This window comes from Sphingomonas sp. P4_G2 (assembly GCF_056401155.1).
Genome location: NZ_JBFUJY010000002.1, coordinates 1 through 26,276 on the forward strand (window position 1 = coordinate 1; position 26,276 = coordinate 26,276).

General features: G+C 64.3%; 25 protein-coding genes and 1 tRNA gene. 19 read left to right on the top strand and 7 right to left on the bottom strand.

From position 1 onward, the window contains the following. Positions 1-79: 79 nt before the first annotated feature. On the bottom strand, positions 80-1,144 hold the full coding sequence (gene hppD / locus AC1DRD_RS05385) for a 4-hydroxyphenylpyruvate dioxygenase (RefSeq protein WP_478031610.1): 1,065 nt from the start codon (positions 1,142-1,144) through the stop codon (positions 80-82). A 131-nt stretch (positions 1,145-1,275) separates the two neighbouring features. Here hppD and AC1DRD_RS05390 point away from each other — a divergent pair, with 131 nt between their 5' ends. The 4 genes from AC1DRD_RS05390 (at position 1,276) to AC1DRD_RS05405 (ending at position 9,913) form a co-directional block, all read left to right on the top strand. Beyond that, positions 1,276-1,737, top strand: a complete 462-nt coding sequence (locus AC1DRD_RS05390; RefSeq protein WP_478040616.1) for a MarR family winged helix-turn-helix transcriptional regulator — start codon at positions 1,276-1,278, stop codon at positions 1,735-1,737. Positions 1,738-1,811: 74 nt separating this feature from the next. Then, positions 1,812-4,028 (top strand): autotransporter assembly complex protein TamA, encoded by a 2,217-nt coding sequence (locus tag AC1DRD_RS05395; RefSeq protein WP_478040617.1) that lies wholly within the window; start codon positions 1,812-1,814, stop codon positions 4,026-4,028. Continuing rightward, on the top strand, positions 4,028-8,236 hold the full coding sequence (locus AC1DRD_RS05400; RefSeq protein WP_478040618.1) for a translocation/assembly module TamB domain-containing protein: 4,209 nt from the start codon (positions 4,028-4,030) through the stop codon (positions 8,234-8,236). Before AC1DRD_RS05395 ends, AC1DRD_RS05400 begins: the two co-directional genes overlap by 1 nt. Positions 8,237-8,449: 213 nt before the next feature. Continuing rightward, positions 8,450-9,913, top strand: a complete 1,464-nt coding sequence (locus tag AC1DRD_RS05405) for a flavin-containing monooxygenase (RefSeq protein ID WP_478040619.1) — start codon at positions 8,450-8,452, stop codon at positions 9,911-9,913. A 156-nt stretch (positions 9,914-10,069) separates the two neighbouring features. Here the strand turns inward: AC1DRD_RS05405 and rsmD are convergent, their stop codons facing one another. Both rsmD and AC1DRD_RS05415 read right to left on the bottom strand, forming a co-directional pair. Further along, the gene (gene rsmD, locus AC1DRD_RS05410; protein ID WP_478040620.1) at positions 10,070-10,606 is read right to left on the bottom strand and encodes a 16S rRNA (guanine(966)-N(2))-methyltransferase RsmD; all 537 of its coding nucleotides are present in this window, start codon (positions 10,604-10,606) and stop codon (positions 10,070-10,072) included. Further along, complete coding sequence (locus AC1DRD_RS05415) at positions 10,607-11,893, bottom strand: pseudouridine synthase (protein WP_478040621.1); 1,287 nt, start codon at positions 11,891-11,893, stop codon at positions 10,607-10,609. A gap of 175 nt (positions 11,894-12,068) precedes the next feature. Here AC1DRD_RS05415 and AC1DRD_RS05420 point away from each other — a divergent pair, with 175 nt between their 5' ends. The 8 genes from AC1DRD_RS05420 to AC1DRD_RS05455 all read left to right on the top strand — a co-directional run bounded on the left by AC1DRD_RS05420 (position 12,069) and on the right by AC1DRD_RS05455 (position 18,368). Further along, positions 12,069-12,506, top strand: coding sequence for a response regulator (locus AC1DRD_RS05420; RefSeq protein ID WP_478031825.1), 438 nt, complete (start codon positions 12,069-12,071; stop codon positions 12,504-12,506). A 31-nt stretch (positions 12,507-12,537) separates the two neighbouring features. After that, a complete protein-coding gene (locus tag AC1DRD_RS05425) occupies positions 12,538-13,152 on the top strand; it encodes a hypothetical protein (RefSeq protein ID WP_478040622.1) in 615 nt (204 codons plus the stop codon). A gap of 39 nt (positions 13,153-13,191) precedes the next feature. Next, positions 13,192-14,679, top strand: coding sequence for an Asp-tRNA(Asn)/Glu-tRNA(Gln) amidotransferase subunit GatB (gatB, locus tag AC1DRD_RS05430; protein WP_478040623.1), 1,488 nt, complete (start codon positions 13,192-13,194; stop codon positions 14,677-14,679). A gap of 160 nt (positions 14,680-14,839) precedes the next feature. Continuing rightward, positions 14,840-15,367 carry a hypothetical protein gene (locus AC1DRD_RS05435; protein ID WP_478040624.1) on the top strand — a complete coding sequence of 176 codons (528 nt, stop codon included), beginning with the start codon at positions 14,840-14,842 and terminating at the stop codon, positions 15,365-15,367. 14 nt (positions 15,368-15,381) lie between these two features. Then, entirely contained in the window at positions 15,382-16,101 is a 720-nt protein-coding gene (locus AC1DRD_RS05440; protein ID WP_478040625.1) for a hypothetical protein, read from the top strand. Positions 16,102-16,125: 24 nt separating this feature from the next. After that, positions 16,126-16,785 (top strand): peptidylprolyl isomerase, encoded by a 660-nt coding sequence (locus AC1DRD_RS05445; RefSeq protein ID WP_478040626.1) that lies wholly within the window; start codon positions 16,126-16,128, stop codon positions 16,783-16,785. 102 nt (positions 16,786-16,887) lie between these two features. Beyond that, a complete protein-coding gene (locus AC1DRD_RS05450; protein ID WP_478031625.1) occupies positions 16,888-17,502 on the top strand; it encodes a hypothetical protein in 615 nt (204 codons plus the stop codon). Positions 17,503-17,510: 8 nt separating this feature from the next. Next, entirely contained in the window at positions 17,511-18,368 is an 858-nt protein-coding gene (locus AC1DRD_RS05455) for a hypothetical protein (RefSeq protein WP_478040627.1), read from the top strand. A gap of 23 nt (positions 18,369-18,391) precedes the next feature. Here the strand turns inward: AC1DRD_RS05455 and AC1DRD_RS05460 are convergent, their stop codons facing one another. Together AC1DRD_RS05460 and AC1DRD_RS05465 are read right to left on the bottom strand one after the other, a co-directional pair. Next, the gene (locus AC1DRD_RS05460; protein WP_478031629.1) at positions 18,392-18,610 is read right to left on the bottom strand and encodes a hypothetical protein; all 219 of its coding nucleotides are present in this window, start codon (positions 18,608-18,610) and stop codon (positions 18,392-18,394) included. A gap of 5 nt (positions 18,611-18,615) precedes the next feature. After that, complete coding sequence (locus AC1DRD_RS05465) at positions 18,616-18,783, bottom strand: hypothetical protein (protein ID WP_478031630.1); 168 nt, start codon at positions 18,781-18,783, stop codon at positions 18,616-18,618. 108 nt (positions 18,784-18,891) lie between these two features. On the opposite strand from AC1DRD_RS05465, the gene AC1DRD_RS05470 reads away from it, so the two are divergent. The 4 genes from AC1DRD_RS05470 to AC1DRD_RS05485 all read left to right on the top strand — a co-directional run bounded on the left by AC1DRD_RS05470 (position 18,892) and on the right by AC1DRD_RS05485 (position 22,197). Beyond that, a tRNA-Leu gene (locus AC1DRD_RS05470) sits at positions 18,892-18,976 on the top strand. A 62-nt stretch (positions 18,977-19,038) separates the two neighbouring features. After that, complete coding sequence (tig, locus tag AC1DRD_RS05475) at positions 19,039-20,697, top strand: trigger factor (protein ID WP_478031631.1); 1,659 nt, start codon at positions 19,039-19,041, stop codon at positions 20,695-20,697. A 224-nt stretch (positions 20,698-20,921) separates the two neighbouring features. After that, complete coding sequence (locus AC1DRD_RS05480) at positions 20,922-21,848, top strand: glycosyltransferase family 2 protein (protein ID WP_478040628.1); 927 nt, start codon at positions 20,922-20,924, stop codon at positions 21,846-21,848. A gap of 40 nt (positions 21,849-21,888) precedes the next feature. After that, a complete protein-coding gene (locus AC1DRD_RS05485) occupies positions 21,889-22,197 on the top strand; it encodes a hypothetical protein (RefSeq protein ID WP_478040629.1) in 309 nt (102 codons plus the stop codon). A gap of 37 nt (positions 22,198-22,234) precedes the next feature. Here the strand turns inward: AC1DRD_RS05485 and AC1DRD_RS05490 are convergent, their stop codons facing one another. Together AC1DRD_RS05490 and AC1DRD_RS05495 are read right to left on the bottom strand one after the other, a co-directional pair. Further along, positions 22,235-22,624: a DOPA 4,5-dioxygenase family protein gene (locus tag AC1DRD_RS05490; protein ID WP_478031637.1), complete on the bottom strand. Its 390-nt coding sequence runs from the start codon at positions 22,622-22,624 to the stop codon at positions 22,235-22,237. Then, positions 22,621-23,646: an SDR family oxidoreductase gene (locus tag AC1DRD_RS05495; protein ID WP_478040630.1), complete on the bottom strand. Its 1,026-nt coding sequence runs from the start codon at positions 23,644-23,646 to the stop codon at positions 22,621-22,623. Before AC1DRD_RS05495 ends, AC1DRD_RS05490 begins: the two co-directional genes overlap by 4 nt. A gap of 164 nt (positions 23,647-23,810) precedes the next feature. On the opposite strand from AC1DRD_RS05495, the gene clpP reads away from it, so the two are divergent. The 3 genes from clpP (at position 23,811) to clpX (ending at position 26,197) form a co-directional block, all read left to right on the top strand. Next, positions 23,811-24,488: an ATP-dependent Clp endopeptidase proteolytic subunit ClpP gene (clpP, locus tag AC1DRD_RS05500; RefSeq protein ID WP_478031640.1), complete on the top strand. Its 678-nt coding sequence runs from the start codon at positions 23,811-23,813 to the stop codon at positions 24,486-24,488. Between the two features lie 21 nt (positions 24,489-24,509). Next, entirely contained in the window at positions 24,510-24,821 is a 312-nt protein-coding gene (locus AC1DRD_RS05505) for a ribosomal protein L7/L12 (RefSeq protein WP_478031642.1), read from the top strand. Positions 24,822-24,925: 104 nt separating this feature from the next. After that, positions 24,926-26,197 carry an ATP-dependent Clp protease ATP-binding subunit ClpX gene (gene clpX, locus AC1DRD_RS05510; RefSeq protein ID WP_478031644.1) on the top strand — a complete coding sequence of 424 codons (1,272 nt, stop codon included), beginning with the start codon at positions 24,926-24,928 and terminating at the stop codon, positions 26,195-26,197. The last annotated feature ends 79 nt before the right edge of the window (positions 26,198-26,276 follow it).

Below are 26,276 nucleotides of genomic sequence, written 5' to 3' on the forward strand. Positions count from 1 at the left end.
CCCATCATCCAAGCTTCGCTAAGTGGCTTCGCCACTAAGCTTCGCTATCCTTCTCCCACAAGGGGAGAAGGAGTGATGGTTAAGCCTCCGCCTTCGCCGGCACGACGCCGCGGCGAATCTGGTCGAGTTCGATGCTCTCGAACAGCGCCTTGAAATTGCCTTCGCCGAAGCCGTCATTGCCCTTGCGCTGGATGATCTCGAAGAAGATCGGACCGACCATATTCTCGGTGAAGATCTGCAGCAGCAGACCGCCGCCGGTCTCCGGCGATCCGTCGATCAGGATGTGGCGCTTGCGCATCTCGGCGACGTCATGGCCATGGCCGGGCAGGCGCTTGTCGATCAGGTCGAAATAGGTGTCGGGCGCGGTCTGGAACCGGATGCCGTTGGCGCGCAGCTGGTCGATCGTCGAGAAGATGTCGTCGGTCGCCAGCGCCAGATGCTGGATGCCTTCGCCCTTATAATCCTTGATGAATTCCTCGATCTGCGAATGCTCGTCCTGGCTTTCGTTCAAGGGAATGCGGATCTTGTCGTCGGGCGCGGTCATCGCCTTGGAGAACAGGCCAGTCGACTGACCCTCGATGTCGAAATAGCGGATCTGGCGGAAGTTGAAGATCCGCTCGTAATAATTCGCCCAATAATCCATCCGCCCGCGGTTGAGATTGTGGGTCAGGTGATCGAGCGTGTGCAGCCCGACCGAATGATCGTCGACGCCTGCACCGGTCGGCACGAAATCGGTCTCGTAAATCTTCGACTTGGCATCGACGAGATAGAGGTTGGCGCCGCCGATGCCCTCAATCGCTGGGATGTCGAGTTCGCCCGGGCCGTGTTCGCCCTTCACTTCGGTCGCACCGCGTTCGAGCGCGAGGTCGCGCGCCTTTTCGCCGTCGGCGACGCGGAACGCCATCGCATTGGCGCTCGGGCCATGGGCGTTGCGGAAGCCAGCGACCTGGCCGGCATCGTCCATGTTGAGCAGGAAGTTGATGTCGCCCTGGGCATAGCGGCGCACATTCTTCGACTTGTGCGTGCCGACATGGGTGAAGCCCATTTTCTCGAACAGGTCGGCCATCTTTTCCGGGTCGGGCGAGGTGAATTCGACGAATTCGAACCCGTCCAGGCCCATCGGATTGTCGTGCGCGTCGGTCATTGGAACATGCTCCAGGGGGAAAAGTCGTTTCAGATGAAACTATATCGTGTTTCAGTGGTGGCGTCCACCGTCCCGAACGCATGTCACGCAACGCTTGTTTCGCGCGGACGAACACCGCAAAGTGACCGGAAATGGCCGATTTGAAGCTCGATCAGTTCCTTCCCTACCGGCTCTCGGTCGTGTCCAACCGCGTGTCGGCGGCGATCGCGACCGCCTATGACCGGCTGTTCGGGCTGCGCATCCCCGAATGGCGCCTGATCGCTGTTATTGCGGAAGGGCCGGGGATCACGCAGCAGGCGCTGGGTGTGGCGACGCGAATGGACAAGGTGACGGTGAGCCGGGCAGCGCAGGCTTTGGTCGAGCGCGGCCTCGTCGCGCGCGCGCCGAACGAAGGCGACCGGCGATCGCACTTGCTCGCGCTGACCGCCACCGGCCGGCTGCTCTACGAGCAGGTCGCGCCCAAGGCACTCGAGCTCGAGGCCAAGGTGCTCGAGCAGCTCGACGCCGGCGAACGTCTTGCCTTGTCGGCGATGCTCGATCGCATCGAAGCGGCGGCGAGCGAAGTCGCTCCCGAGGGCGTCGGGGCGGATTGAGCGTGAACCGATCGGGCTGTGGCGCGTTGGCAGGCGCGAAGGGGGCGAAGGACGATCCCCGAAAAGGGGCCGTTGTGTCGCGTCTTGTATCGCATTGTTGTCTGGCTATCGCGGCGTGCGCCGTTGTTCCCGGAGCGTTGGTCGCGCAACAGACCAACCCGCCGGCGCGCGCCGGCAGCAGCGCGCCGGCCGACCCTTCGAGCCAGGATCAGGCACGGCAATCGGGCGAGCCCAAGCCGGTGCCGACCCCGACCAGCGATCCGCTCGGCGACAAGCCGATCGTGCCCGACGACCAGTTCGACAAGTCGCTGCCGCCTTTGTCGAACGACATCAACGCGCCACTTGAGCCGATCCCGCAGGAAGCACCCTTCACCCCGCAGACCGCGGACAAGGCGCCGCCCAGCATCACGCCGCCAGCAACGCCCGCGCCCGACGTGCCGCCGGGAACGCTGCCGCCGGCACCCGAGCCCGCGCCCGAACTCGCCGCGCCGCTGCCGACGCTCGACAGCTACAATACGACGCCGGTGACCGAAGTCGCCGACGTGCCGGGCGGCAAGAGCGCGGAGATACGCTACGACACCGTCGTCAACGGTCTCGGCGATCTCGGCCTCGACAGTGACTTCAAGACCTTCTCGTCGTTGAAGAAGGGCGGCGGCAAGGCGGCCAATGCCGCGATGGTGGCGGCGCGCGGACGCGAGGACGAGGCATTGGCGGTGCGGCTGATGCATTCGCGCGGTTATTATGACGCGACCGCCTTGTCGTCGGTCGAGAGCATCCCCAACCAACCCGGCCGCGTCCGGGTGGTGATCAACGCGGTGCCGGGCAAGCAATATACCTTCGCATCGATCAACGTCGATTCGCAGCCGGTGGTGCCGGGCGACCTGATCACCAGAAACCTGCCGCTCAAGGTCGGCGAGCCGATCGATGCGGTCCGGGTGCAGGGCGCCGAGGCCAATGTCACGCTGGAGATGGGGCGTAACGGCTATCCGTTCGTGCATCTGGGCACGCGCGACATCCTGCTCGACGACACTGCCTTTACCGGGGATTATACCTTGCCGGTCGACACCGGCCCGCGCTCGAGCTTCGGCGATGTCAGCACGAGCGGGCGGCTTGCCTTTGGGCCCGATCACATCCGCCTCCTGCGCCGCTTCAAGCCGGGCCAGCTCTACGACACCGAAAAGGTCGACGATCTCAGGAAAGCGCTGGTCGCGACCGGGTTGTTCTCGACCGTGACGGTCGAGCCGGTCGATACCGGCAAGACCGCGGCCGATGGTACCCGGATCGTCGACCTGGCGGTGACCCAGCGGGTCGGGCGGACGCGGTCGATCGCGGCAACCGGCGGCTACAGCACCGGCGAGGGAATCAAGCTCGAAGGCACGTTCACCGCGCGCAATGCTTTCCCGCCCGAAGGCGCGTTCATCGTCGGCGCGGTCGCCGGCACGCAGGAACAGAGCGGCACGGTCACTTTCCGCCGCTCGAACTGGAATCAGCGCGATCGCACGCTGTCGTTCGGGCTCAGCGCGGGGCATAACAATTACGACGCCTTCGACGCCGCGACCCTGTCGCTGTTCGGCCGCGTCTCGTACGATTCGACGCCGATCTGGCAGAAGCGGATTACGTATGGCTATGGCTTCGAGCTGACCGGGACCAACGAAAGCGTCTATAATTTCAACGCCGGCAAGCGCGAACGGGGCACCTATTTCATCGCCGCGCTGCCGCTCAACATTCAGTGGGACACGTCGGACGATCTGCTCAATCCGACCAAGGGCTATCGCCTGAAACTGACACTCAGCCCGGAAACATCGGTGCGCGGGCCGATCCGTCCTTATGCCCGCACCCAGATCGACGCGAGTGTCTATTATCCCGTGACGAGCAACATCGTGATTGCGGGGCGCGGCCGAGTCGGATCGATCCTGGGCATCGCGCGCGATGACCTGGCGCCGTCGCGGCGTTATTATGGTGGCGGTGGCGGGTCGGTGCGCGGCTATGGCTATCAGCGGTTGGGGCCGTTCGATCCCAATGGCGATCCGGTCGGCGGGCGCAGCGTCAACGAATTCGCGCTGGAGGCCCGCTATCGGTTCGGCAATTACGGCATCGTGCCGTTCATCGATGCCGGCAATTCCTACGCCAGCTCGATGCCCAAATTCACCGACTGGAAATTCGGCGCGGGCATAGGCGGGCGGTTCTACACCAATTTCGGGCCGATCCGGGTCGACGTCGCGACCCCGCTCAACAAGCGCAAGGGTGACTCGCGGATCGCGCTCTACATCTCGATCGGTCAGGCCTTCTGATGGTCGACGAAACCACCCCAGTCGAGACTCCCGAGAGCGACATCATCGTGGTGAAGCGGCCGTGGTGGCTGCAACTCGCGCGCGGCATCGTCATCCTGTGCGTCGCGATCCTGGCGCTGTTGACGATGGTCTATTTCGGGCTCGACACCGCGCCCGGCCACCGCTTCATCGTCTCGCGGCTGGAAAGCTACAAGACCGAGACCGGGCTCAACATCAAGGTCGGACGGATCCGCGGCTCGATCTACGGCAAGATGGAATTGCTCGACCTCAGGGTCAGCGATCCCCAGGGCATTTTCCTGACCGCGCCGACGGCGACGATCGACTGGAATCCGTTCCAGTTCCTGTGGAACCATATCGACGTCAATTCGATGGCCGCGCCGACCGTGGTGATGCACCGGTCGCCGTCGTTGCTGCCCAGCGCGCCCAACACGCCGATCCTCCCCGATATCGATATCGATATCGGCAGCCTGAAGGTCGACCGGCTGCTGCTCAAGGCGCCGGTGACTGGACAGCAGCACATCATCCGGCTCGACGGCGTCGCGCATATCGCCGATCGCCGTGCGCAATTGATCGCCAATGCCGATGCGGTGCGCGGGGCGGGGATTGCCGGTGGCGATCGATTGCGGCTGGTGCTCGACGCCCAGCCCGACGCGAACAAGCTGGGCATCCGGGTCAGGTTCGACGCGCCAGCCGATGGCGTCGCCGCCAGCATGACCGGCGTCAAGGCGCCGATGGCGATCCGCATCGGCGGTGCCGGCGACTGGAAATCGTGGAAAGGCAAGGGCGTCGCCGCACTGAATGGCCAGTCGCTCGCCGATCTCGATCTCGGCGCGCAGAACGGCACCTTCTTGATCAAGGGTGTGACCCATCCCGGCCTGTACCTCAAAGGTCCGGTCGAGCGGCTGACCGCGCCGGGGTTGAACGTCGACATCGTCTCGACCCTGGAGAAGCGCAAGGCGACGACGCGGATGACGCTCAAGTCGGACGCGCTGGCAGTGGCCGCGAGCGGACTGCTCGACCTTGGCGAGAACAAGTTCGGCAATTTCGTGATCGACGCGCGGTTGCTCACACCCGGTGCGATGCTGCCCAATCTGTCCGGGCGCGACGTGATGACGCATTGGACGCTCGACGGGCCGTTCGCGACTCCGACCATCGGCTACAATCTCAGCGCCGCGTCGATCGCGTTCGGCGGTACCGGACTTGAAGGGCTGACCGCCTCGGGCAAGGCGACGGTCGATGCCAAGCATGTCCTGATCCCGGTCAATGCGCGCGCCCGCCGCGTCACCGGAATGAATGCGGCAGCCGGCATGCTGCTGACTAATGTCACCGCGGTCGGCGATTTCGCTTATTCGAACGGTAAGCTTCTGTCCGACAATCTGAAGCTCAAATCCGACAAGATCGACGCCACCGCGATCGTCGTCGCCGATCTGCCGAGCGGCCATTATACCGGCGCGCTGAAGGGGCGGGTCAACAACTACACGATCGACGGGATCGGCATCGTCGACCTGACCACCGACGCCAAATTGGTATCGATGCCCAAGGGCGGATTCGGGATCAAAGGGCGGATCGCGGCGAGGACGCGGCGCATCTTCAATTCGGGCGCGGAAAGCTTCCTCGGCGGCCAGGCGATCGTCACCAGCGATATCGGCTATGGCACCGACGGGGTCTTCACTTTCTCCAACGTCAAGCTCGCCGCGCCGCGGCTCAGCATCTATCGCGGCTCGGGCAGCTATCGGCCCAATGGTCAGATCACCTTTGTCGGCGACGCGCATTCGAAGGATTACGGCCCGATCAACGCGCGGGTGGCCGGGACGGCTGCTGCGCCGGTGATCGTCATCCATGCACCGCGCCCGGGTGTCGGCGTCGGCCTCGCCGGGCTCGAAGCGACGATCCGCGGCAAGGGGGACGGCTATGCCATCGTCGCCAAGGGGACGACCAATTACGGGCCGTTCGCCGCCAACGTGCTGGTGCGCAGCGGCAAGACGCTGGCGATCCAGGTCAATCAGGGCAGTACCTTCGCGGGCATGAACCTGACCGGTGCGCTGCAACAGACCGCGGCGGGGCCATTCGCGGGCAAGCTGCAATTCGCCGGATCGGGGATCAACGGCACCGCCACGCTCGGCGCGGAGGGCAAGGTGCAGCGCGCCGACATCGCCGCGCGCGCCTATAACGCCACGATCCCCGGCAATCTGGATTTCACCATCGGCCGCGCGATCGTCAACGCCAGCGTGGTGCTCTACCCGAACGCGCCGCGGGTCCTGGCCGATATCCAGGTCGGCAACATGCGCTATGGCGCGACGGTGTTCCAGGCGGCACGCGCCAAGATCGATTATTCGAACGGCAGCGGTACCGCCCAGGCAGTGCTGGCGGGGTCGTCGGGCGTGCCGTTCAGCATGGGCATCAATGCCCGGCTCCAGCCCAAATTGTGGCTGGTGGCGGTATCGGGCAAGGCCAACGGCATCGGCTTCCGCACCCCGCGCGCGGCGCAGATCGAGCCGCTGAACGGCGAATACCGGCTGCTCCCGAGCCAGGTCGATTTCGACAAGGGCAGCGCCCGGATCGCCGGCTCCTATGGCAAAGGGCTGTCGATGCAGGCGCGGCTCGACAAGCTCGATCTGTCGGTGGCCAATGCACTGTTCCCCAATCTCGGCATCGACGGCAGCGCCACGGGCAGCGTCGACTATGTCCAGCCGGCGGGCGCGAACGTGCCCAATATCGATACGCGTCTGACGATCACGAACTTCACGCGATCGAGCGCGGTGATCGTGTCCGAGCCGGTCGATATCCAGGTGGTCGGCCGGCTGACCGAGGCGGGCGGAGATATGCGCGCGCTGGTCAAGCGCGGCGTGACGACGGTCGGCCGCTTGCAGGCGCGGCTGGCGCCATTGGGCGGCGGTGCGAGCTGGATGGACCGGCTCTATGCCGCGCCGCTGTCGGGCGGGATCCGCTATAACGGGCCGTCCGGCGTGCTGTTCTCGCTCTCTGGCCTGTCGGGCCAGCAGGTCGCTGGCGGGGTGGTCGTCGCGGCGGATTTCTCCGGTCGGCTGGGCACGCCGCAGCTCAACGGCATCGTGCGCGGCGACAATCTGACCTATATCAACTCGAATTACGGCACCAAGCTGACGCAGATGAAGCTTGCGGGTCGCTTCACCAACGACCGGTTCGACATTAGCCAGCTCAACGCGAAAGCGGGCGACGGCACGGTCGAGGCGAGCGGCTGGGTCGGCCTGTCGGCCGACCAGAATTTCCCGATGAGTCTGACGGCGAAACTCAACAAGGCCACGCTGGCGAGCGGGGATTCGCTGGGAGCAACCGCCACCGGCACGCTGACCGTGACCAACGGCAAGGACGGCGGACTGGTCAAGGGCGACCTGACTATTCCCAACGCCCGCTATCAGGTGGTCTATCAGGGACAGGCCGAAGTCGAGGAACTCAAGGGCATCCGCCGCAAGAGCGACCCGCCGCGCCCGCACATCGCGCCCAAGCCGCCGAGCAATTTCGCGCTCGATATCCGCATCCGCGCCAACGACCAGGTCTTCGTCGAGGGCATGGGCCTCGAATCCGAATGGAGTCTGGCGATGCGTGTGTCCGGCACCGCGACGACGCCGAAGGTCAATGGCAGCGCGACGATCGTGCGCGGTACCTATAATTTCGCCGGCAAGCGGTTCGACATCAATCGCGGTAATGTCCGCTTCAGCGGCGGCGTGCTGTCCGATCCGACGCTCGACATCTCCGCCTCGACCACGACCAACGGCATCAACGCGATCATCAACATCACCGGCACTGGCCAGCGTCCGCAAGTGGCCTTCACCTCGTCGCCCGCCTTGCCGCAGGACGAAGTGCTGAGCCGCCTGCTATTCGGATCGAGCCCACAGAATCTGTCGGCGATCGAGGCGCTGCAGCTTGCCGCCGCGCTCAATTCGCTGCGTGGCGGGGGCGGGGGGCTCAATCCGCTCGGCAAGCTGCGTGGGGCGGCTGGCATCGACCGCCTGCGGATTCTGGGCGCGGACCAGGCCAGCGGCCGCGGCACCGCACTCGCGGCGGGCAAGTACATCACCGACAATATCTATGTGGAGATCATCACCGACGCGAAGGGCTTCACCGCGACCCAGCTGGAGATCGCGCTGACCAAGAGCCTCAGCATCCTGTCGCAGACGGGGTCGTTCAGCGGGACTGGCGCGAGCGTCAAATATCAGAAGGATTTCTGACGATTTCCCCAATCGCGAACGTCATGCCGGGCTTGTCCCGGCATCCACCGCGCAACAACACCCCATCTCGGTTTTGGAGAAGTGGACCCCGGCACAAGGCCGGGGTGACGACGGACTGAGGTGCGTCGGCCGCTTCTAACTGACACCCATGTAAACAGCCTCTTTGCAACCCGCGCGGAATCGAATATCCGGTATGGCGGAGAGGTGAGACATATGGAGCATTTCGACGTCCTCGTCGTCGGGGCGGGCATTTCGGGCGTGGGTGCGGGTTATTATCTGCAATCGCAGAGCCCGGACCGCAGCTATGCGATCCTGGAGGGGCGGCCGCAGATGGGCGGGACCTGGGACCTGTTTCGCTATCCGGGCATCCGATCGGACTCGGACATGTACACGCTGGGCTATTCGTTCAAACCGTGGACCGACGCCAAGGCGATCGCCGACGGACCCGCGATCCTGAAATACCTCAAGGAAACGGCGACCCAATACGGCATCGACAAGCACATCCGCTACAATCACCACGTCAAGAAGGCGTCCTGGTCGACCGAGGACGCGCGCTGGACGGTCGAAGCCGAAACCGCCGACGGACCGATCACGCTGACCTGCAATTTCCTCTTCATGTGCTCGGGTTATTACAATTACGCCAAGGGTCATTCGCCCGATTTCGCCGGCGTCGAGGATTTCAAGGGACGCGTCGTCCATCCGCAATTCTGGCCACAGGATCTCGATTATTCGGGCAAGAACGTGGTGGTGATCGGCTCGGGCGCGACCGCGGTGACGCTCGTTCCGGCCATGGCCGATCAGACCGAAAGCATCACCATGCTGCAGCGGTCGCCGACCTATATCGTCGCGCGGCCGGCCGAGGATAAGCTGGCCAATTGGCTGCGCACCAAGCTGCCCGGCAAATTGGCCTATGGGCTGGTGCGCTGGCGCAACGTGCTGTTCGGTCTGTTCTTCTTCAATCAGGCGCGGAAATATCCGGCCAAGGCGAAGGAGCGGATCATCGACATGGTCCGCGCTGAATTGCCCGACCACGATATCGAGACGCATTTCACCCCGCGCTATAATCCGTGGGATCAGCGCCTCTGCCTGGTACCCGACGGCGACCTGTTCCGCGCGATCCGCGAGGGCAAGGCCGATGTCGTGACCGATACGATCGAGCGGTTCGTGCCGGAAGGAATCCTGCTCCAATCGGGCAAGGCGCTGCCCGCCGACATTGTCGTCACCGCGACTGGGCTGGAACTGCAATTGCTGAGCGACGTCCAATTCTCCGTCGACGGCGAGGCCAAGGATCTGTCGCGGACGATCAATTACAAAGGCATGATGTATTCGGGCATCCCGAACGTGGCGTCCTCATTCGGCTATACCAATGCGTCCTGGACGCTGAAGGCCGACCTGACCTGTGCCTATGTCTGCCGCTTGCTCAACACGATGCGGAAGCGCGGGCTGCGCCAGGCGACGCCGCAGCCTTCAGCGCCGGTGGGGGAAGAGCCGTTCCTCGATTTCACCTCGGGCTATGTCCAGCGCTCGATCGACAAATTCCCGCGCCAGGGCGACCGCAAGCCGTGGCGGGTCCACCAGAATTACGTCCGCGATTTGATGGCGCTGAAGTTCGGGTCGGTCGACGACGAGATGAACTTCTCCAACCCGGTGCCGAAGCCGGCGAAGAAGGCGGCTTAGGAAATAACCGTTGGAGGTAACCGTCGGAGCTAGTCGTCACCCCAGCGAAAGCTGGGGTCTCAAGCGGCATCGCGATACTGCTGGAGACCCCAGCTTTCGCTGGGGTGACGGATTATTTTCGCTGGGGTGACGATCTGGCTCTCGCTGGGATGACGGTCAGGCTTGTCGGAGCAGTGTCACCCGCGCCTTGCCGTAGGTCTTGTCGGCGTCGACCTCGAACCCCGCCAACTCGACCTTTTCGTTCTTCGCCGTTTCGATGCTGATCCAGGTCGCCGGGCCGACCCAGCCGAGCCGCGCCAATTTGTCGAGCGCCACTATGCCGGCCCCAGTGCCGTAAGGCGGATCCATCAGGATCAGGTCGAGCGGCGCACGCGCTGGCCCGAGCGCCATGACCGATTGCGCGCGGACATCGGCCTTGGCACCGAGCTTGGCGATATTGGTGCGCAGCGCGTCGAGCGCAGGCTTGTCCTGCTCGACGAACAGGCACGAGGCGGCACCGCGCGACAAAGCTTCGAGCCCCAACGCGCCCGAACCGGCGAACAGATCGGCGACGGCGAGGTCCTCGAAACTGCCGAGCCGGCTGGTGAGCATCGAGAACAAGGCTTCGCGCGTGCGGTCCGCGGTCGGGCGAGTCGCGTCACCCTTGGGTGCGACGAGCGGGCGGCCGCGCCACTGACCGGCAATGATCCGCATCTAGCGCGGCTTTCGCGGCGGCCGCGGTCCGCCGCGGGGGGCGGAAGGGCCACGCGAGCCCGATGGGCCGGAGGGACGCGACGGCGCCGAAGGGCGCGCGGGGCCACGCGAGGAAGTCGCACCAGCAGGGCGAGCCGGACGCACTGGCCGTTCGGCCGTGTCACGATCGCTGCGGTCGTTGCGAAAATTGCGCGAGCGATCGCTTCGCGCACCGGTCGAGCGGGTCGCCAGCGTTCCGTCGGCGCGCTGGCGCGGGCCCGCTTTGGCTTTGGGCGGGCGTTTGCCCGTCGCTGGCCGCGGCACGTCGTCGGGCGAGGAAGTGCGCGTGCTGCGGCCCCTGAACGGAGCCCGATCGGCCGCGTCGCGCGCGTGCTCCGAACGATGCGGGGCGTCTTGCTGCGGTCGCTGGTGCGTCGCCGAAGATGCCGGGCGCGCGGCGCGAGGCGCTGCCGTCTGCCAGCGTCGCTGCTCAGGCTCGTTGCGGGCGCGGGAATTGCCCGCTGGTTTCGGCCGAGCGGGGTGTGATGCAGCTGAAGGCGAAGGGCTCGAAAGTTCGCTGACCTGTTTGCGCGCCGGTTGCGGCAAATCGAGTCGGGTCGGATCCTTGCGGAACGAATCGATATCGTGCGCGCGGACTTCGCCGATCGCCCCCATCGGTAAGTCGCCGAGCACGAAGGGGCCGTAGCGCGTGCGGATCAACCGGCTAACTTCCAGGCCGAGATATTCGAGCACGCGCCGCACCTCGCGGTTCTTGCCCTCGGTCAGCTTGAGTTCGATCCAGAAGTTGGCGCCCGTGCGCCGCTCCATATTGGCGTCGATCGATCCGTAGCGGACGCCCTCTATCTCGACGCCGTGGATCAGGTCCTCGAGTTGTGACTGGGCGACGGTGCCATAGGCCCGCGCGCGATAGACGCGCTCGACCCCGGTCGCGGGTAGCTCGAGCTGGCGCTTGAGCCCGCCATCGGTGGTCAGCAGCAACAGCCCCTCGGTCGCGAGGTCGAGCCGGCCGACCGGGACCAGCCGCGGCAGTGCTTTGGGCAAGCGATCGTAGATCGTCGGGCGGCCTGCCGGATCGCGTTCGGTGACCAGCAGGCCCTTGGGCTTGTGATAGAGGAACAGCCGCGCGGCTTCCGCCTCACGCACCGGATTGCCGTCGACAGTGACGCCGGCGAGCGAGCTCAGCAACGTCGCGGGCGTTTCGACGACGACGCCGTCGATCGCGATGCGGCCTTCGGCGATCATGCGTTCGACTTCGCGCCGCGAGGCGATTCCGGCACGCGCCAACATTTTTGCGATCCGCTGATCGTCGGGAGTCTTGGAGGGAGGCATGGTCGCGCCAATATACCGAATGGCTGGGGAGCGGGGGAAAATTTACACCCTACCCGTTGCCGGGCGTTAAGCCACGCACACGTAACGACGCGCTGACGAAACGATCTGCGCGCGACTGGGTTGAACGATCATGATGTTCGGACACGGAAAAAGAGTCATTACGCGCCTCCTCGTCTGCGAGGACGAGCCGTTGATCGCATTCGAGAACGAGCATGCGCTGATCGAGCATGGATTCGAGGTCGTCGCCACGGTTGACCGCATCGCCGACGCGATCGCGGTGCTGGCGTCCGGTGTCGATGTCCATCTCGTCCTTGTCGATATCACCCTGGCCGATGGCAGCGGGATCGAGGTTGCGCGGGCGGCACATGCCCGCGGCGTCGCGGTGGTCTTCGTCACCGGCGAATGCCCCGAAGGGGGTCGCGCCTTTGCCCGCGGCTGCCTCGCCAAACCCTATCGCCAGGCCGACCTGATCGCAGCGATCGCAGCGATCGACGGGCAGATCCAGGGGCGCCCGCGCCCACGCCGCCTGCCGCGCGGCTTCTCGCTGTTCGATCAGGAAGCCGCGGCGTAGCGATAAAGCCGCGAAGACAGGGGAGGGTACGATGGGCGGACTGATGCGGACGCTGGCCGGAATTGCTTTCCTGGCGGTCGCCACCGCCTCTCCCGCGAGTTCGCGTCCCGTAACCGACAGCAATATCGCCAGCGGCAATTATGGGGGAGACATGCTGATCGCCGTCGACCCGGCATCACATATCGTCCGCGGCTATTATCAATCGTCGACCGGCAATGGGCGATTCAACTGCATCTTCTATTTTTCCGGCAAGGTGAACGGCGCGATCCGCAGTTACTTTCCGGAGACTCCCGAAGAGGTGGTCATGGGAACGCTGTCCCGGGAAAGTGACGGGAGCCTCAGCGTCCGGCTGGCGACGGAGCATGGCGGCTGCTGGAACGTGCAGCATTTCGCCGACAAGGATCAGCCGGCGGAATTCACCCTCCAGACGGCCTATCCCTGGGTGGCGGTGGCCGTGATCAAGAGCGCCCGCGCCCATTTGTACGATAGCCCGATCAGCAAGGGGCCGCGCAAAGCCTATGTAGTGAAGGGCGATGGCGTCGGCATCCGCGCCCAGCGGCCGGGTTGGCTCCAGGTCGATTTCCTGGGTGGCGGCAAGCCGGTGAGCGGCTGGATCCGGAGTTCTGACGTCTATCCGATGTCCTGAGCCTTGCGGCGCGCGTGCCGCTAAGGCTATTCGGCCGGCATGACCGAACCGCTCAGCACTGCCGCTCCCTCGACCTACCGCATCCACGGCGCCACCGGCGAGTGGGAAGTGATCATCGGACTCGAGGTCCACGCGCAGGTCACCTCGCAGGCCAAATTATTCTCCGGCGCGGCGACCGAATTCGGCGCCGAGCCCAATACGCAAGTGTCGCTGGTCGACGCGGCGATGCCGGGCATGCTGCCCGTGCCCAATCGCGAATGCATCCGCCAGGCGGTGCGCACCGGCATGGCGATCGATGCCAAGATCAACAAATGGTCGCGGTTCGACCGCAAGAATTATTTCTACGCCGATCTGCCGCAGGGCTATCAGATCAGCCAGCTCTACCATCCGCTAGTTGGTGAGGGCGCGGTCGAGATCGAGCTGGAAGGCGAGGCCGAGGCGACCAAAAAGATCGGCGTCGAGCGTATCCATGTCGAGCAGGATGCCGGCAAGCTGATGCACGACCAGCATCCGACGCGGTCGTATGTCGACCTCAACCGCTCGGGCGTCGCGCTGATGGAGATCGTCAGCAAGCCCGACATGCGCTCGCCGGCCGAAGCCGGGTCCTATCTGACCAAGCTGCGCTCCATCCTGCGCTATGTCGGATCGTGCGACGGCAATATGGATCAGGGCTCGATGCGCGCCGACGTCAACGTCTCGGTGCGCAAACCGGGTGACGAATTCGGCACGCGCACCGAGACCAAGAACGTCAACTCGATCCGCTTCGTGATGCAGGCGATCGAGCATGAGGCGTCGCGTCAGGTCGATGTGCTCGAATCGGGCGGCAAGATCGTCCAGGAAACGCGGCTGTTCAATCCCGACACCGGCACGACGCGGTCGATGCGGTCGAAGGAAGACGCGCACGATTACCGTTATTTCCCCGATCCCGATCTGCTGCCGCTCGAGTTGGACGACGCGTTCCTCGAAGCGTGCCGCGCGAGCCTGCCCGAGCTGCCCGGCGCCAAGCGCGCGCGGTACGAGGGGCAGGGGATCACGCCCTATCAGGCCAACGTGCTGACCGCCGAGGTCGAGATCGCGCGCTGGTTCGACACCTTGCTCGACCAGGGCGCCAAGCCCGTCGCGGCGGCAAACTGGGTGTCGTCCGAACTGTTCGGCGCGCTCAATCGGCTGGGCAAGGACATCACCGAATCGCCGGTCTCGCCCGGCCAAGCGGCCGAACTGCTCGCGCTGATCGGCGACGGCACGCTGTCGGGCACGCTCGCCAAGCAGGTGTTCGAAGTGATGATCGAGACCGGCGACGCGCCGGGCAAGATCGTCGAGGAACGCGGGCTCAAACAGACCAGCGACACCGGCGCGATCGAGGCGGTGATCGCCGACGTGTTGGCGAAGAATCCGAACCAGCTCGAGCAGTATCGCGGCGGCAAGGAGGCCCTGTTCGGCTTCTTCGTCGGCCAGACGATGAAGGCGATGGGGGGCAAGGCCAATCCGGGCGTGGTCAACGAGTTGCTGAAGAAGGCGCTTTCCTGAGCGACTAGATCACGGTCCGTCCCGCGTCGCCTGCCTATAGGATGCGGTCGCGCATCATCGCTGAGTACCCGCCTGAACGGTTGCCCGGTCGGTTGCGGCGCCATAGGATGGGTTTGGTTGTGGGGGTATTATGCGGTTTGCTGGTTCACTGGCGATCATCATGGCGACGGTCATCTCATCGCCTGTAATCGCGCAGGGCAAGATCGATCCCGCCACAATTGCTGTGCCTGATGTCAGCTTGCCCAAAGATAGAGCAGCGGCCGATGACCTCATCGCCAATGGGTGGAAATATCACTTTTTCCATAAGGATAGGGTCTCGTTCGAAACAGCGCGTGCCGACGTAGCTTTTTGTCATGGATACCTGCCGAAGGTACAGTTGTTGGCGTTGCCGGGCTATTCGTCCTTTCAGGGCGTCGCCAGGAAAACCAAGTCTTCGGGAAACCAGTCATTTGGGCTGGTCGGCGCCGCAATTGCTGACGTGATCGGCGGCGCGATCAACGATATGTTAGACCGCCGCGATCGCGTGTCGCGGATGCGCAGGTGCATGGAAACGCGCGGCTATACCCGCTATCCGATGGCCAAGAAGCTGTGGGAAAGCTTCGACGGACGTGATCCGACGCGCGACGTGGCGATCCTGGCCAAGCTCGCTTCCGGCCCCAGACCCGACCTGCCGGTGCCGGCGAAATGATGTTGCGACACTTCTTGTGGTTGGTCGTCGTGCTGTTGTCCGTAGCCGCGCCAGCGGTCGCGGGTGATCGGGTGCGTATTTTCGTCACCTTGCCAGCCGGGCAGCCGATCACGATCAGACCTGATCGCGCCTATATCCTCTTCCGCACGCGCCGCGGCGCGGGCGAGCCATCGGCGCGACCAGTGCTGATGCGTGTGGTGCCGGCCGGGACGACCGAACAATCGCGCGCACCGAACGTACAGAATGTCGACGGAAAGCCGAGCGCGACGGGCGAGGGGGGAGACTTCTACCTCGTCGAGGTGCCGCCGGGTGACTACGTGCTCTACGGGATCACCAACAACAACTACATGACGGTCTGCAATTGCCTTGGAACGGTCGGTTTCTCCGCGCCCGCCGGCCGTATTGTCGATGTCGGCACATATCTGGCCGATCAGGCGAGCGGTAAGTCCAAGGTGCCCGAACTTGCCGCTGAGTCCGGGTTCGGTGCCAGCATCTACGGCAGCAATCTGTTTCTCGTCGCGACGTTGGTACCGGTGCGACCGGATTCGCCGATTATGCCTGGCGTAGATCCGACGGGCATCGTCACAGCCGATTTTCGCGTGATCGGTACATATCCCAACAATGGATCGTTCTATATCAATCGGCTCGCACCGATTCCGGGAGTGCTGGCTTATGGCCCGGACGGTCAGGTGATTGACGTGAAGCGAGGGGTGGAGGTGCCGGCATTCGAATAGGCACAGAGCTCGGAGAATTTGGTTATGATCTTGCGGCGATCGTTGTTTTTCGGCCTTGTCGCGCTGGTGACGTTTCCGGCGCTTGGGCAGACCTCGCCCCAGCCTGATCCTGGCTCGGGGCCAGTGCCCGCCATGGCGCCGCTGCCACGGGTCAGAATCGATACCACCGCCGGCAGCTTCACGGTCGAGGTCGAGACGGCGAAAGCGCCCGTCACCGCCGCCAATTTCCTCCGCTATGTCGACCAGAAGAAGCTCGACGGCATCACTTTCTATCGCACCTGCAAGGTGGCCGATAAATTCGGCTTCGTGCAGTTCGGGACCAATGGCGATCCCAAGCGGACGCTACCGCCGATCAAGCACGAGCCGACCACGATCACCGGGCTGAAACATCTCAACGGCACGCTCTCGACCGCGCGGCTGGCGCCGGGATCGGCGCGCGGCGACTTCACGGTCAGCGTCGGCGACCAGCCCTCGTTCGATGCCGATCCGACCAAGCCCGACGACGCTACCAAGACCAACCTCGGCTATGCCGCGTTCGGCCGCGTGGTCGACGGCATGGACGTGGTGCTCAAGATTTTCGACGCGCCGATCGATCCTAATGCGACGGTGCGCGGGTCGTTCAAGGGAGAGGTTCCGGCGGCACCCGTACGCGTGCTGAGTGCCCGCAGGCTGCCCAAGGGCTGACCGGCTACACCGGGTTCCGACACTACTTGTCCGGCCTTTACCGCCGGTTATGGTGCGCCTTGGGGGACGCGGCGATTCGCCGCATCCAAAATGGGGGATCGCATGAAAATGCATGATTTGGCCGCCGTCGCGGTCATGGTCGCGCTGCCATTCGGCAGTGCGCCGGCCGCTGCGCAGGAAAAAGCCGTTTATCTGGTCGATAGCGCGTCGCCATTCGGCGCCTCGACGGTCACCAATGCCGAGGCGCAATCGGTAACGATGCCGAAGCTCGATTATACGTCGGACGGTACAGAGGTCGCGGATTTCGACAAATATTACGCCTTTCATCGTGCCGATACGGATTTCGCCACGGCCTATGGCGACATCGCCGAATGCGACAATTATGCACGCGGCCTGCAGAGCGGGGTCGGCGATATACAGGTACCCTATCCCTATACCGGGACGATGGCCGGCGCGCTCGGCGGTGCGATCGGCAGCGCGGTGGCGACGGCGATCTTCGGCTCGGCCGAAAAGCGCCGACTGCGTCGGATCAACATGCGCACGTGCATGAACTTCAAGGGCTATGACCGCTACGGTTTGCCCAGGGCGCTGTGGGACGATTTCAATTTCGAGGAAGGTCTGTCGGGCGTCAACGAGGAGAAGCGCCAGCATTACCTCAAGCAACAGGCACTGGTCGCTTCGTCGGGCAAGCTGCAGGGGAAGGTTCTGGGGCTATGAAGACATTGTTGCCTAGCGCCCTGATCGCGCTCTCGCTCGCCGTTCCCGCGGCGGCAAAGGACAAGGCGCCGGTCTTCGTCGAAACCGCCGCGGTCAAGGACAAGCCTAGCGTCGCGCTCAATTCGACCAAGGCTTATGTCATGCTGCGGGCGGACATGGCGGTCCCGCTCTATCTGATGAAAGTACCTACTGCCGACGACCAGGCGACCTATGACAAGTTCCGCGCCGACACGTTGGCCAAGGCACACGGCAAATACGTCAAGAAACAGGCGGAATATGATGCGGCGGTGAAGGATAAAGCCAGTGCGCCCAAGGGCACGGTGCTGCCGCCATTGCCCGACAAGCCGATCGAGCCCACCGAGGCGAACTTCCAGTTCACGCCGTTCCCGTTGCTGGCCGGCGTCTCGATCGGGCCGATCAATCGTTTCGCCAAGGCCGATGGCGGCCTGTCGACCTATCTTCAGGAACTGACGCCCGGCGAATATCGCATTTACGGACCGCTCGCCACGGTACCCAATGGCGGCGCGACGGGCAGTTGTTTCTGCATGGGTAGCGTCGCCTTCACGGCGAAGGCGGGCGAGATCGTCGATCTCGGCGTGATCGCGGCCAAGGCCAACCTGTCGGTAAAGCGTCCCGAAGGCGATTCGTCGGCGCCCGTGATATTGGACGGGCCGTTTCTGGTGCCGGCCGGCACCAGCGTCGCAATCGATCCGCGACTGAGCGGTGCCCATGTGGTGCCGGCGCGGTTCCGGCCAGTCGGCAAGCTGCCCAATTATTTCGGGCTGCCGATCAATCGGATGCCGGCGATTCCGGGCGTGATGCGCTATGACCGCGATCGCATCGTCGATCTGACCGCGGCGAACTGACCGGCGGCGAAGGCGGCGACTCGCTACTGCGCGTCGTCGTCCTGGTTCTTGGTCTCTCCGCCGGTCCCGGCATTGCCGGAGAACAGGCCGGGCGCGGTCAGGGTCTCGGGCTCCGGGCCGCCTTCGCCGCGTTCGACCGCGTCCTTGCGCGCCTCGACTTCCTGTTGGAGGTCGCTGCGCGTGTCACCCTTGCGGATATCGCGTTCGCGTTCGCCGGCGGCCTGCGTATTTTGATCAGTCATCGGGATCATCCTTGCGGGTTGGCGGGGCCGGTGGGCTGTTCGCCTGGTGAGGGCACGTCGATGTCAGGCATCGGCGGCGAGATTTCGGGCGGGGCGGGCGTCGGTTGCGCCGGCTGGCTCGGCTCGGGGGGCATTTCGGGTGGGGGCGTTTCGGGCGATGGATTGGTGGCCATGGTGGAATTCCTTTCACACCTTTAACGCCTTTGTGATGCCGTCAGTTGCCAAGCGGGTTGCTCCCGGTGCCGCAGTTGCTATAGACGCCGCCGACCGGCGGTCCTCTGGCGGGCGTGGCGGAACTGGTAGACGCGCTGGATTTAGGTTCCAGTATCGCAAGATGTGGGGGTTCGAGTCCCTTCGCCCGCACCAGTCCCCGCGCCTTTGGGGCGGGGTGGCCACCAAATGATTTTCCGGAAAGATGAAGGCCTGAAATGCAGACTGTCGAGACGTTGAACGAAGGGCTCAAGCGCGCCTACACGCTGACGATCACCGCCAAGGAGATCGACGCCAAGGTCGACGCCGAGGTGAAGCGCGTGGCCCCGCAGGTCCGCATGCCCGGCTTCCGGCCCGGCAAGGTACCCGCCAATCTGGTCCGCAAGATGCACGGCGAGGCGCTGACCCAGGACGCGCTCAACGCAGCGATCCAGGAAGGCATCCAGACCCTGATCGGCAAGGAAAAACTGCGTCCGGCGATGCAGCCCTCGGTCAAGCTCGAGAACGACTATGAGAAGGGCAAGGATGCCGAGCTCAAGGTCGAACTCGAAATCCTGCCCGACGTGCCCACGCCCGCGATCGACGCGATCAAGCTCGATCGCCTGACCGTCCCGGCCGGCGAGGAAGAGATTCAGGCGCAGCTCGAGAAGTTCGCTGCGCAGCAGAAGAATTGGGACGACACCAAGGACAGCTACAAGGCCAAGCAGGGCGACCTCGTCACGCTCGATTTCGTCGGCAAGGACAAGAATGGCGTCGCGTTCGAAGGCGGCACCGGCACCGACATGGCGGTCGAGATCGGCTCCGGCCGGCTGATCCCCGGGTTCGAGGACCAGGTCGTCGGCGTCAAGGCGGGCGACGAGAAGACCATCAAGGTCACGTTCCCCGACGATTATCCCGCCGAGGAGCTGAAGGGCCAGCCGGCGACGTTCGACCTGACCGTCAAGTCGGTGAAGACCGCGGGCGAGACCAAGATCGACGACAGCCTGGCCAAGTCGCTCGGCCTCAACGATCTCGAGCAGCTCAAGGGCCTGCTCAAGGGCCAGATCGAGCAGGAGCTCAACGGCCTGACCCGCACCCACATGAAGCGCAAGCTGCTCGACCAGCTCGCTGCGGGCCATGATTTCCCGGTGCCGCCGTCGATGGTCGCCGCCGAGTTCGACCAGATCTGGGAGCAGCTCAAGCACGAAGCGACGCACGAGCCCGATCCCGAGGCGGCGCTGGCCGAGATGGAAGCCGAGCGGGAGGATTACCAGGCGATCGCCGAACGCCGCGTGCGCCTCGGCCTGCTGCTGTCGGAAATCGGCCAGGCCAACGGCATCGAGGTCACCAACCAGGAAATGAGCCGGCTGATCAGCCAGGCGGCGATGCAATATTCGCCGCAGGACCAGCAGCGCTTCGTCGAATATATCCGCAACGAGCCGATGGCCGCCGCCCAGCTGCGCGCTCCGCTCTATGAGGACAAGGTCGTCGACTTCCTGTTCTCGACCGCGGACGTCACCGACCGCGAAGTGACTCGCGCCCAGCTCGAGGAAGCGATCGAGTCGGAAGACGGTTTCGCGACCGGCACGCATCATCACGACCACGACAATCACAAGCCCAAAGCGAAGAAGGCCGCGGCCAAGAAGGCTCCCGCCGCCAAGGCGGATAAGGCCGACAAGGCTGATGCCGCCAAGGCCGAGGAGCCGGTGAAGAAGGCGGCGACCAAGAAGGCGCCGTCCAAGACCGATGAAAAGGTCGAGGCGCCCGCCGACGAGCTGAAGGCCGAGGAACCGGTCAAGAAGGCCGCGACCAAGAAGGCTCCGGCCGCCAAGGCGGAACCCGCCGAGGCAGCGCCCGCCAAGAAGCCGGCCGCGAAGAAGGCCCCGGCAAAGAAGTGACCCCATCTCCCTCTCCCCGGACGGGGAGAGGGTTGCGCAGACTTGGGCCGGCGCTAGCCGGCCCTTAGTCGGAGCTGGGAGAGGGGTGAGCGCTCGCTTCCGCGAGCGCGCTGCGCAAAGCGCCGCTCGACCCCTCTCCCAACCTCCGCTAGGCAGCAAGCTGCCAAGCTGCGGTATCCCTCTCCCCTGTCCAGGGGCGAGGGAGCTTACGGGACCAGGGTTAGATGACAGAACCACGTATCGCAGTCCTGCTGCCCTGCTATAATGAGGACGCGGCGATCGCCCAGACGGTCGCGGGGTTCCGCGCCGCGCTGCCAACCGCGACGATCTACGTTTACGACAACAATTCCAAGGATCGCACGATCGAGGTCGCACGCGCGGCCGGGGCGATCGTGCGATCCGAGCGCATGCAGGGCAAGGGCAATGTCGTCCGCCGCATGTTCGCCGATGTCGATGCCGACATCTATGTGATGGCCGATGGCGATGCGACCTATGATGCGGAGGCGGCACCACAGCTCGTCCGCCGGCTGATCGACGAGCAACTCGACATGGTGGTCGGCAGCCGCCTGACTCAGCACGACGCCGCCTATCGCCGCGGCCACGTCATGGGCAACAAGCTGCTGACCGGCATGCTGGCCAAATTGTTCGGTCGGAGTTTCACCGATATTCTATCGGGTTACCGCGTATTCTCGCGACGGTTCGTGAAGAGCTTTCCGGTCCTGTCGGGCGGGTTCGAGATCGAGACCGAGATCAGCGTCCACGCGCTCGAACTGCGCATGCCGGTCGGCGAGATCGAGACGCGCTATTTCGCGCGGCCCGAGGGATCGGCGTCGAAATTGTCGACCTATTCGGACGGTTTCCGCATCCTCAACACGATCGTGACTTTGTACCGGATCGAGCGGCCGTTGCTGTTCTTCGGCGCGATCGGCGGGCTGCTCGCGCTGTTGGCGCTGGCGCTCGGCATCCCGCTGGGGATTACTTATTACCACACGCACCTCGTGCCGCGTCTGCCGACGGCGATCATGGCGACGGGGCTGATCATCCTCGCGGCTTTGTGCTTCTTCGCGGGCCTGATCCTCGATACCGTCGTGCGTGGACGGCGCGAAGTGCGGCGGCTCGCTTATCTGGGCCATCCTGCTCCGGGAGGCTGAGGTAGCGATCGTCGGAGGGCCATCGTCGTCGGAGTTTAGTTTGACCGACTATAATGAGAAAACGAAACCCGATTTCTTCATAGACGGCATGCTGTCTGGAACAGGATTACGGGACGCGACACGCGGCGGTTATGTCGAGCCGACCGCCGCGGGAATGTCCGCGTCGTTGGCGAGCGAAATAACGCTATGGCAGCAGCGATATGAGAATGCCCATTTTGATGGCTTCCCTGCCGAACTCGTAACAGTGTTGGACAATCAAGGGATCGCTTTAGCAGCCAGAGCTGCAGGCGAACTGCCCGATAAGAGCATCGGCTACTTCTCGAACGGGTTGATGAAGCGGTTGGTGTGATAATCGATCGAGTGGGTAGGGCGATCGCTAATCGTCCTCAGAAATCGCTGATCCCGAACCGCGCGACTCCCTGGTTATGCCCCGGCGGATCAAGCACGCTGATGTCGAGATCGAGCGGCTGACCGATCCAGTGGGCGAGCGTGGTATGGTCGGCGACATCGTCGTCGGTCAGCGGATGCACCAGGGCGCGTAGGCCGGTTGTTTCTATCGCGCGAGCAACCAGCGCACCGGCAACGGCAGAGAAATGGATCTCGAACTGCGCGATCGGATGGGGGCCGACCGGGCCGTCGGTCATTCGTCCGATGAAGAGGATCGGCGCGACGTCGTCGACCATCATGTCGGCGAAGGTCGCACGCAGCGCTTCGGCGGCAGCGCGTTCGGAAGCATCGTAATAGATGTGCGCATGCCAGGGCGCATTGTCGTTCATCGCACGATCCCCAGCCGGATCAGACTTTCGCCCGACGCGACGATCGCCTCTTCGTTGGACCGGAATTGCCAGCCCAGCAGCTCGCGGGTTTTGGCGTTGCTCGCGGCGGAGCGGATGCCGACACGGGGTGCCGCCTCGCGCGCCAAGGGATTGAACAAGGCCATCACCCGGATCAGCCAGTCGGGCATCTGGCGCAGTTTCGCCTTCGCCGCTTTTTCGCCCATTCCCTGCTGCAGGATCACCGACATGTCGTAGATCGATACCGGATCGCCGGCGACCGCGAGGAAGCGCTCGCCTTTCGCTTCCGGCGCGGTCATCGCCTTGATCTGCATCCCCGCGACGTCGCGCACGTCGACCACGCCGAAATAGAGCCGCGGCGCACCGGGCAGGCCGCCTTCGAGCATGCGCTTGATGATCTCGATCGAGGTCGACAGGTCCTCGTTGAGCACCGGCCCGAAAATGCCGACCGGGTTGACCACGGCGAGTTCGAGGCCGTTGCCTTCGCGCTCGACGAAGTCCCAGGCGGCGCGCTCGGCCAGCGTCTTGGATTTCATATAGGGCTGGACCGCCGGGCCATCGACGTTTGTCCAGTCTGCTTCGGTGTAAGCGGCGGCCTGGTCGCCATGACCATAACCGATCGCCGCGAAGGACGAAGTCAGGACGACGCGCTTGATGCCGGCGTCGCGCGCAGCCCTCAGGACCCTGAGCGTACCGTCGACCGCAGGGCGGATCAGGTCATTCTCGTCCCTGGGCTGGGCGAGCGGGAAGGGGGAGGCGACGTGCTGGACATAGTCGCATCCCGCGACGGCCTCGGCCCAGCCGGCATCCTGGTTGAGATCGGCGGCGACGAAGGTCAGGCGGTCGAGAGTCTTCGCCCCGGCCCGGGCGAGCGTATCGCGCACCGCCTGTTCCTTGGTCAGCGATCGCACCGTCGTGCGCACATCGTGCCCCGCCTCGAGCAATTGCAGGATGACGTGCCCGCCGACAAAGCCCGACCCGCCCGTGACCAGAATGGTGCTCATCTCAGGGCCTCCCTCTTATAGGAGAGACGTGGGCCCGCAGCGACGGCGATGCAAGACGCGGAAAATCGCACCCCGCCGCTGTTCACCATCGCGCCCCCTTGCGCCCCGCCGGGCGAGCGCCGATGTAGGGCGCAAGCAAGGCATAAGGACCCGAGAGACTTCGCATGCACAATCCCTTCGAAACCGGCCAATTCGCTCCTCCCGGCTTCCGCGTCGACCCCGTGACCGGCGGCCTCGTGCCGATCGTGATCGAACAGTCGAACCGCGGCGAGCGCAGCTTCGACATCTATTCGCGGCTGTTGCGTGAGCGGATCATCTTCCTGGTCGGCCCGGTCGAGGACCATATGGCCTCGCTGATCACCGCGCAGTTGCTGTTCCTCGAATCGGAGAATCCGAAGAAGGACATCTACATGTACATCAACTCGCCGGGCGGCGTCGTCACGGCGGGCATGGCGATCCACGACACGATGCAATATATTCGTCCGCGCGTCGGCACGGTGTGCATCGGCCAGGCGGCGTCGATGGGCAGTTTCCTGCTCGCGGCGGGCGAGCCCGGCATGCGGGTCGCGCTGACCAACGCCCGGATCATGATCCACCAGCCGTCGGGCGGCGCCCAGGGCATGGCATCGGACATCGAGATCCAGGCCAAGGAAATCCTGCGCATCCGCGAGCGGATGAACGGTCTCTATTCCAAATATACCGGCCAGCCGCTCGACGTGATCGAGCGGTCGATGGACCGCGACAAGTTCCTGGAAGCAGATGAGGCCAAGGAATTCGGCCTGGTCGACGAAGTGTTCGACAAGCGTCCGGCGCCGGCCGACGACCAGGCGCAGGCGGCTTGAGGTTGCGGCAGGGGCTGGGGAATGTTCATTCCGTTGCCCCTGCTGATTCTGGCGGGACTGGTCTTTCTGGTCCTGGCGGTCATGGCGATGCGGCCGCGCGGTCGCTCGGACGATTTGATGGCGGCGCCACGACCGCGCGTGCAGCGGGTGGCGGTTCCGGCCAGGCAAAAGCTGGAATTATCGAGCGAAACTCGCGTGGAGGTCGAACGATTGCTGGCCAATGGTCAGGTGATCAACGCGATCAAATTGGTCCGCGAAGCGACGGGATCGGGACTGAAAGAGGCCAAGGACGCGGTCGACGAAATGCGGCGACCCGTCCTGCCGTCGCGGTAACGCGGTTAAGGCGACGTGATTTTTATTGTGGGTTTACGGTGGTGCGCTAACATATGCGCCCGAAAACGGTACGCGCCCGTATCCGCGCGTGACGAGGTGATTGAATGCCAAAGTTAGATGGCGGCGATTCGAAGAGCACACTTTATTGCTCGTTCTGCGGGAAATCGCAGCACGAAGTGAGGAAGCTCATCGCCGGCCCGACCGTGTTTATCTGCGACGAGTGCGTGGAGCTGTGCAACGACATCATCCGTGAGGAAACGAAGTCGGCATTGGTCTCCAAGAAGGACGGTGGCGTCCCCACGCCGCAGGAAATCTGCGACGTGTTGGATGACTATGTGATCGGCCAGAAACAGGCCAAGCGCGTGCTCTCGGTCGCGGTGCACAACCATTACAAGCGGCTCAACCACGGTGCCAAGGGCGCCGATGTCGAGCTCGCCAAGTCGAACATCCTGCTGGTCGGCCCGACCGGGTGCGGCAAGACGTTGCTCGCGCAGACCTTGGCACGAATCCTCGACGTGCCGTTCACGATGGCCGATGCGACGACGCTGACCGAAGCCGGCTATGTCGGTGAGGATGTCGAGAACATCATCCTCAAGCTGCTCCAGGCCTCCGACTATAATGTCGAGCGGGCGCAGCGCGGCATCGTCTATATCGACGAGATCGACAAGATCAGCCGCAAGGCCGAGAATCCGTCGATCACGCGCGACGTGTCGGGCGAAGGCGTGCAGCAGGCATTGCTCAAGCTGATGGAAGGGACGACCGCGAGCGTTCCGCCGCAGGGCGGCCGCAAGCACCCGCAGCAGGAATTCCTGCAGGTCGACACGACCAACATCCTGTTCATCTGCGGCGGCGCCTTCTCGGGCCTGGAAAAGATCATCGGCGATCGCCTGCAGGGCAAGTCGATCGGGTTCGGCGCGCATGTCGCGGCACCCGACGAGCGTCGCACGGGCGAAGTGCTGAAGTCGGTCGAGCCCGAGGATCTGTTGAAGTTCGGCCTGATCCCCGAATTCGTCGGCCGCTTGCCGGTGATCGCGACGCTGGAGGATCTCGACGAGCCGGCGCTGGTCAAGATCCTGTCCGAGCCCAAGAACGCGCTGGTCAAGCAGTATCAGAAGCTGTTCGAAATGGAGGACGTGAAGCTGGGCTTCACCGACGATGCGCTATCGACGGTCGCGCGCAAGGCGATCGACCGCAAGACCGGCGCGCGCGGACTGCGCTCGATCCTGGAAGGCATCCTGCTCGACACGATGTTCGACCTGCCCGGCATGGACGGCGTCGACGAAGTGATGATCGACAAGGACGTGGTCGAGGGCCGTAAGGATCCGATCCGCGTCTATGCCAAGAAGGAAAAGGAAAAGGCCGGCGACGCCGCCTGATCCGACCGTGCGGTCCAGAGCCTGTGCTCCTGCGAAAGCAGGAGCCCAGGGCTATTTGCCGTTCCGCTCTTGGCTCTAG

Excerpts from the sequence above, each read along its gene's own strand:
- AC1DRD_RS05490 (WP_478031637.1), bottom strand. The coding sequence starts at position 22,624 with ATGAACGACAATGCGCCCTGGCATGCGCACATCTATTACGATGCTTCC.
- AC1DRD_RS05445 (WP_478040626.1), top strand. The coding sequence starts at position 16,126 with ATGATCTTGCGGCGATCGTTGTTTTTCGGCCTTGTCGCGCTGGTGACG.
- AC1DRD_RS05465 (WP_478031630.1), bottom strand. The coding sequence starts at position 18,783 with ATGGCCACCAATCCATCGCCCGAAACGCCCCCACCCGAAATGCCCCCC.
- gatB (WP_478040623.1), top strand. The coding sequence starts at position 13,192 with ATGACCGAACCGCTCAGCACTGCCGCTCCCTCGACCTACCGCATCCAC.
- AC1DRD_RS05400 (WP_478040618.1), top strand. The coding sequence starts at position 4,028 with ATGGTCGACGAAACCACCCCAGTCGAGACTCCCGAGAGCGACATCATC.
- AC1DRD_RS05435 (WP_478040624.1), top strand. The coding sequence starts at position 14,840 with ATGGCGACGGTCATCTCATCGCCTGTAATCGCGCAGGGCAAGATCGAT.
- AC1DRD_RS05425 (WP_478040622.1), top strand. The coding sequence starts at position 12,538 with ATGGGCGGACTGATGCGGACGCTGGCCGGAATTGCTTTCCTGGCGGTC.
- AC1DRD_RS05460 (WP_478031629.1), bottom strand. The coding sequence starts at position 18,610 with ATGACTGATCAAAATACGCAGGCCGCCGGCGAACGCGAACGCGATATC.
- clpP (WP_478031640.1), top strand. The coding sequence starts at position 23,811 with ATGCACAATCCCTTCGAAACCGGCCAATTCGCTCCTCCCGGCTTCCGC.
- AC1DRD_RS05390 (WP_478040616.1), top strand. The coding sequence starts at position 1,276 with ATGGCCGATTTGAAGCTCGATCAGTTCCTTCCCTACCGGCTCTCGGTC.
- hppD (WP_478031610.1), bottom strand. The coding sequence starts at position 1,144 with ATGACCGACGCGCACGACAATCCGATGGGCCTGGACGGGTTCGAATTC.
- AC1DRD_RS05505 (WP_478031642.1), top strand. The coding sequence starts at position 24,510 with ATGTTCATTCCGTTGCCCCTGCTGATTCTGGCGGGACTGGTCTTTCTG.
- AC1DRD_RS05495 (WP_478040630.1), bottom strand. The coding sequence starts at position 23,646 with ATGAGCACCATTCTGGTCACGGGCGGGTCGGGCTTTGTCGGCGGGCAC.
- rsmD (WP_478040620.1), bottom strand. The coding sequence starts at position 10,606 with ATGCGGATCATTGCCGGTCAGTGGCGCGGCCGCCCGCTCGTCGCACCC.
- AC1DRD_RS05450 (WP_478031625.1), top strand. The coding sequence starts at position 16,888 with ATGAAAATGCATGATTTGGCCGCCGTCGCGGTCATGGTCGCGCTGCCA.
- AC1DRD_RS05480 (WP_478040628.1), top strand. The coding sequence starts at position 20,922 with ATGACAGAACCACGTATCGCAGTCCTGCTGCCCTGCTATAATGAGGAC.
- clpX (WP_478031644.1), top strand. The coding sequence starts at position 24,926 with ATGCCAAAGTTAGATGGCGGCGATTCGAAGAGCACACTTTATTGCTCG.
- AC1DRD_RS05415 (WP_478040621.1), bottom strand. The coding sequence starts at position 11,893 with ATGTTGGCGCGTGCCGGAATCGCCTCGCGGCGCGAAGTCGAACGCATG.
- AC1DRD_RS05420 (WP_478031825.1), top strand. The coding sequence starts at position 12,069 with ATGTTCGGACACGGAAAAAGAGTCATTACGCGCCTCCTCGTCTGCGAG.
- AC1DRD_RS05405 (WP_478040619.1), top strand. The coding sequence starts at position 8,450 with ATGGAGCATTTCGACGTCCTCGTCGTCGGGGCGGGCATTTCGGGCGTG.
- tig (WP_478031631.1), top strand. The coding sequence starts at position 19,039 with ATGCAGACTGTCGAGACGTTGAACGAAGGGCTCAAGCGCGCCTACACG.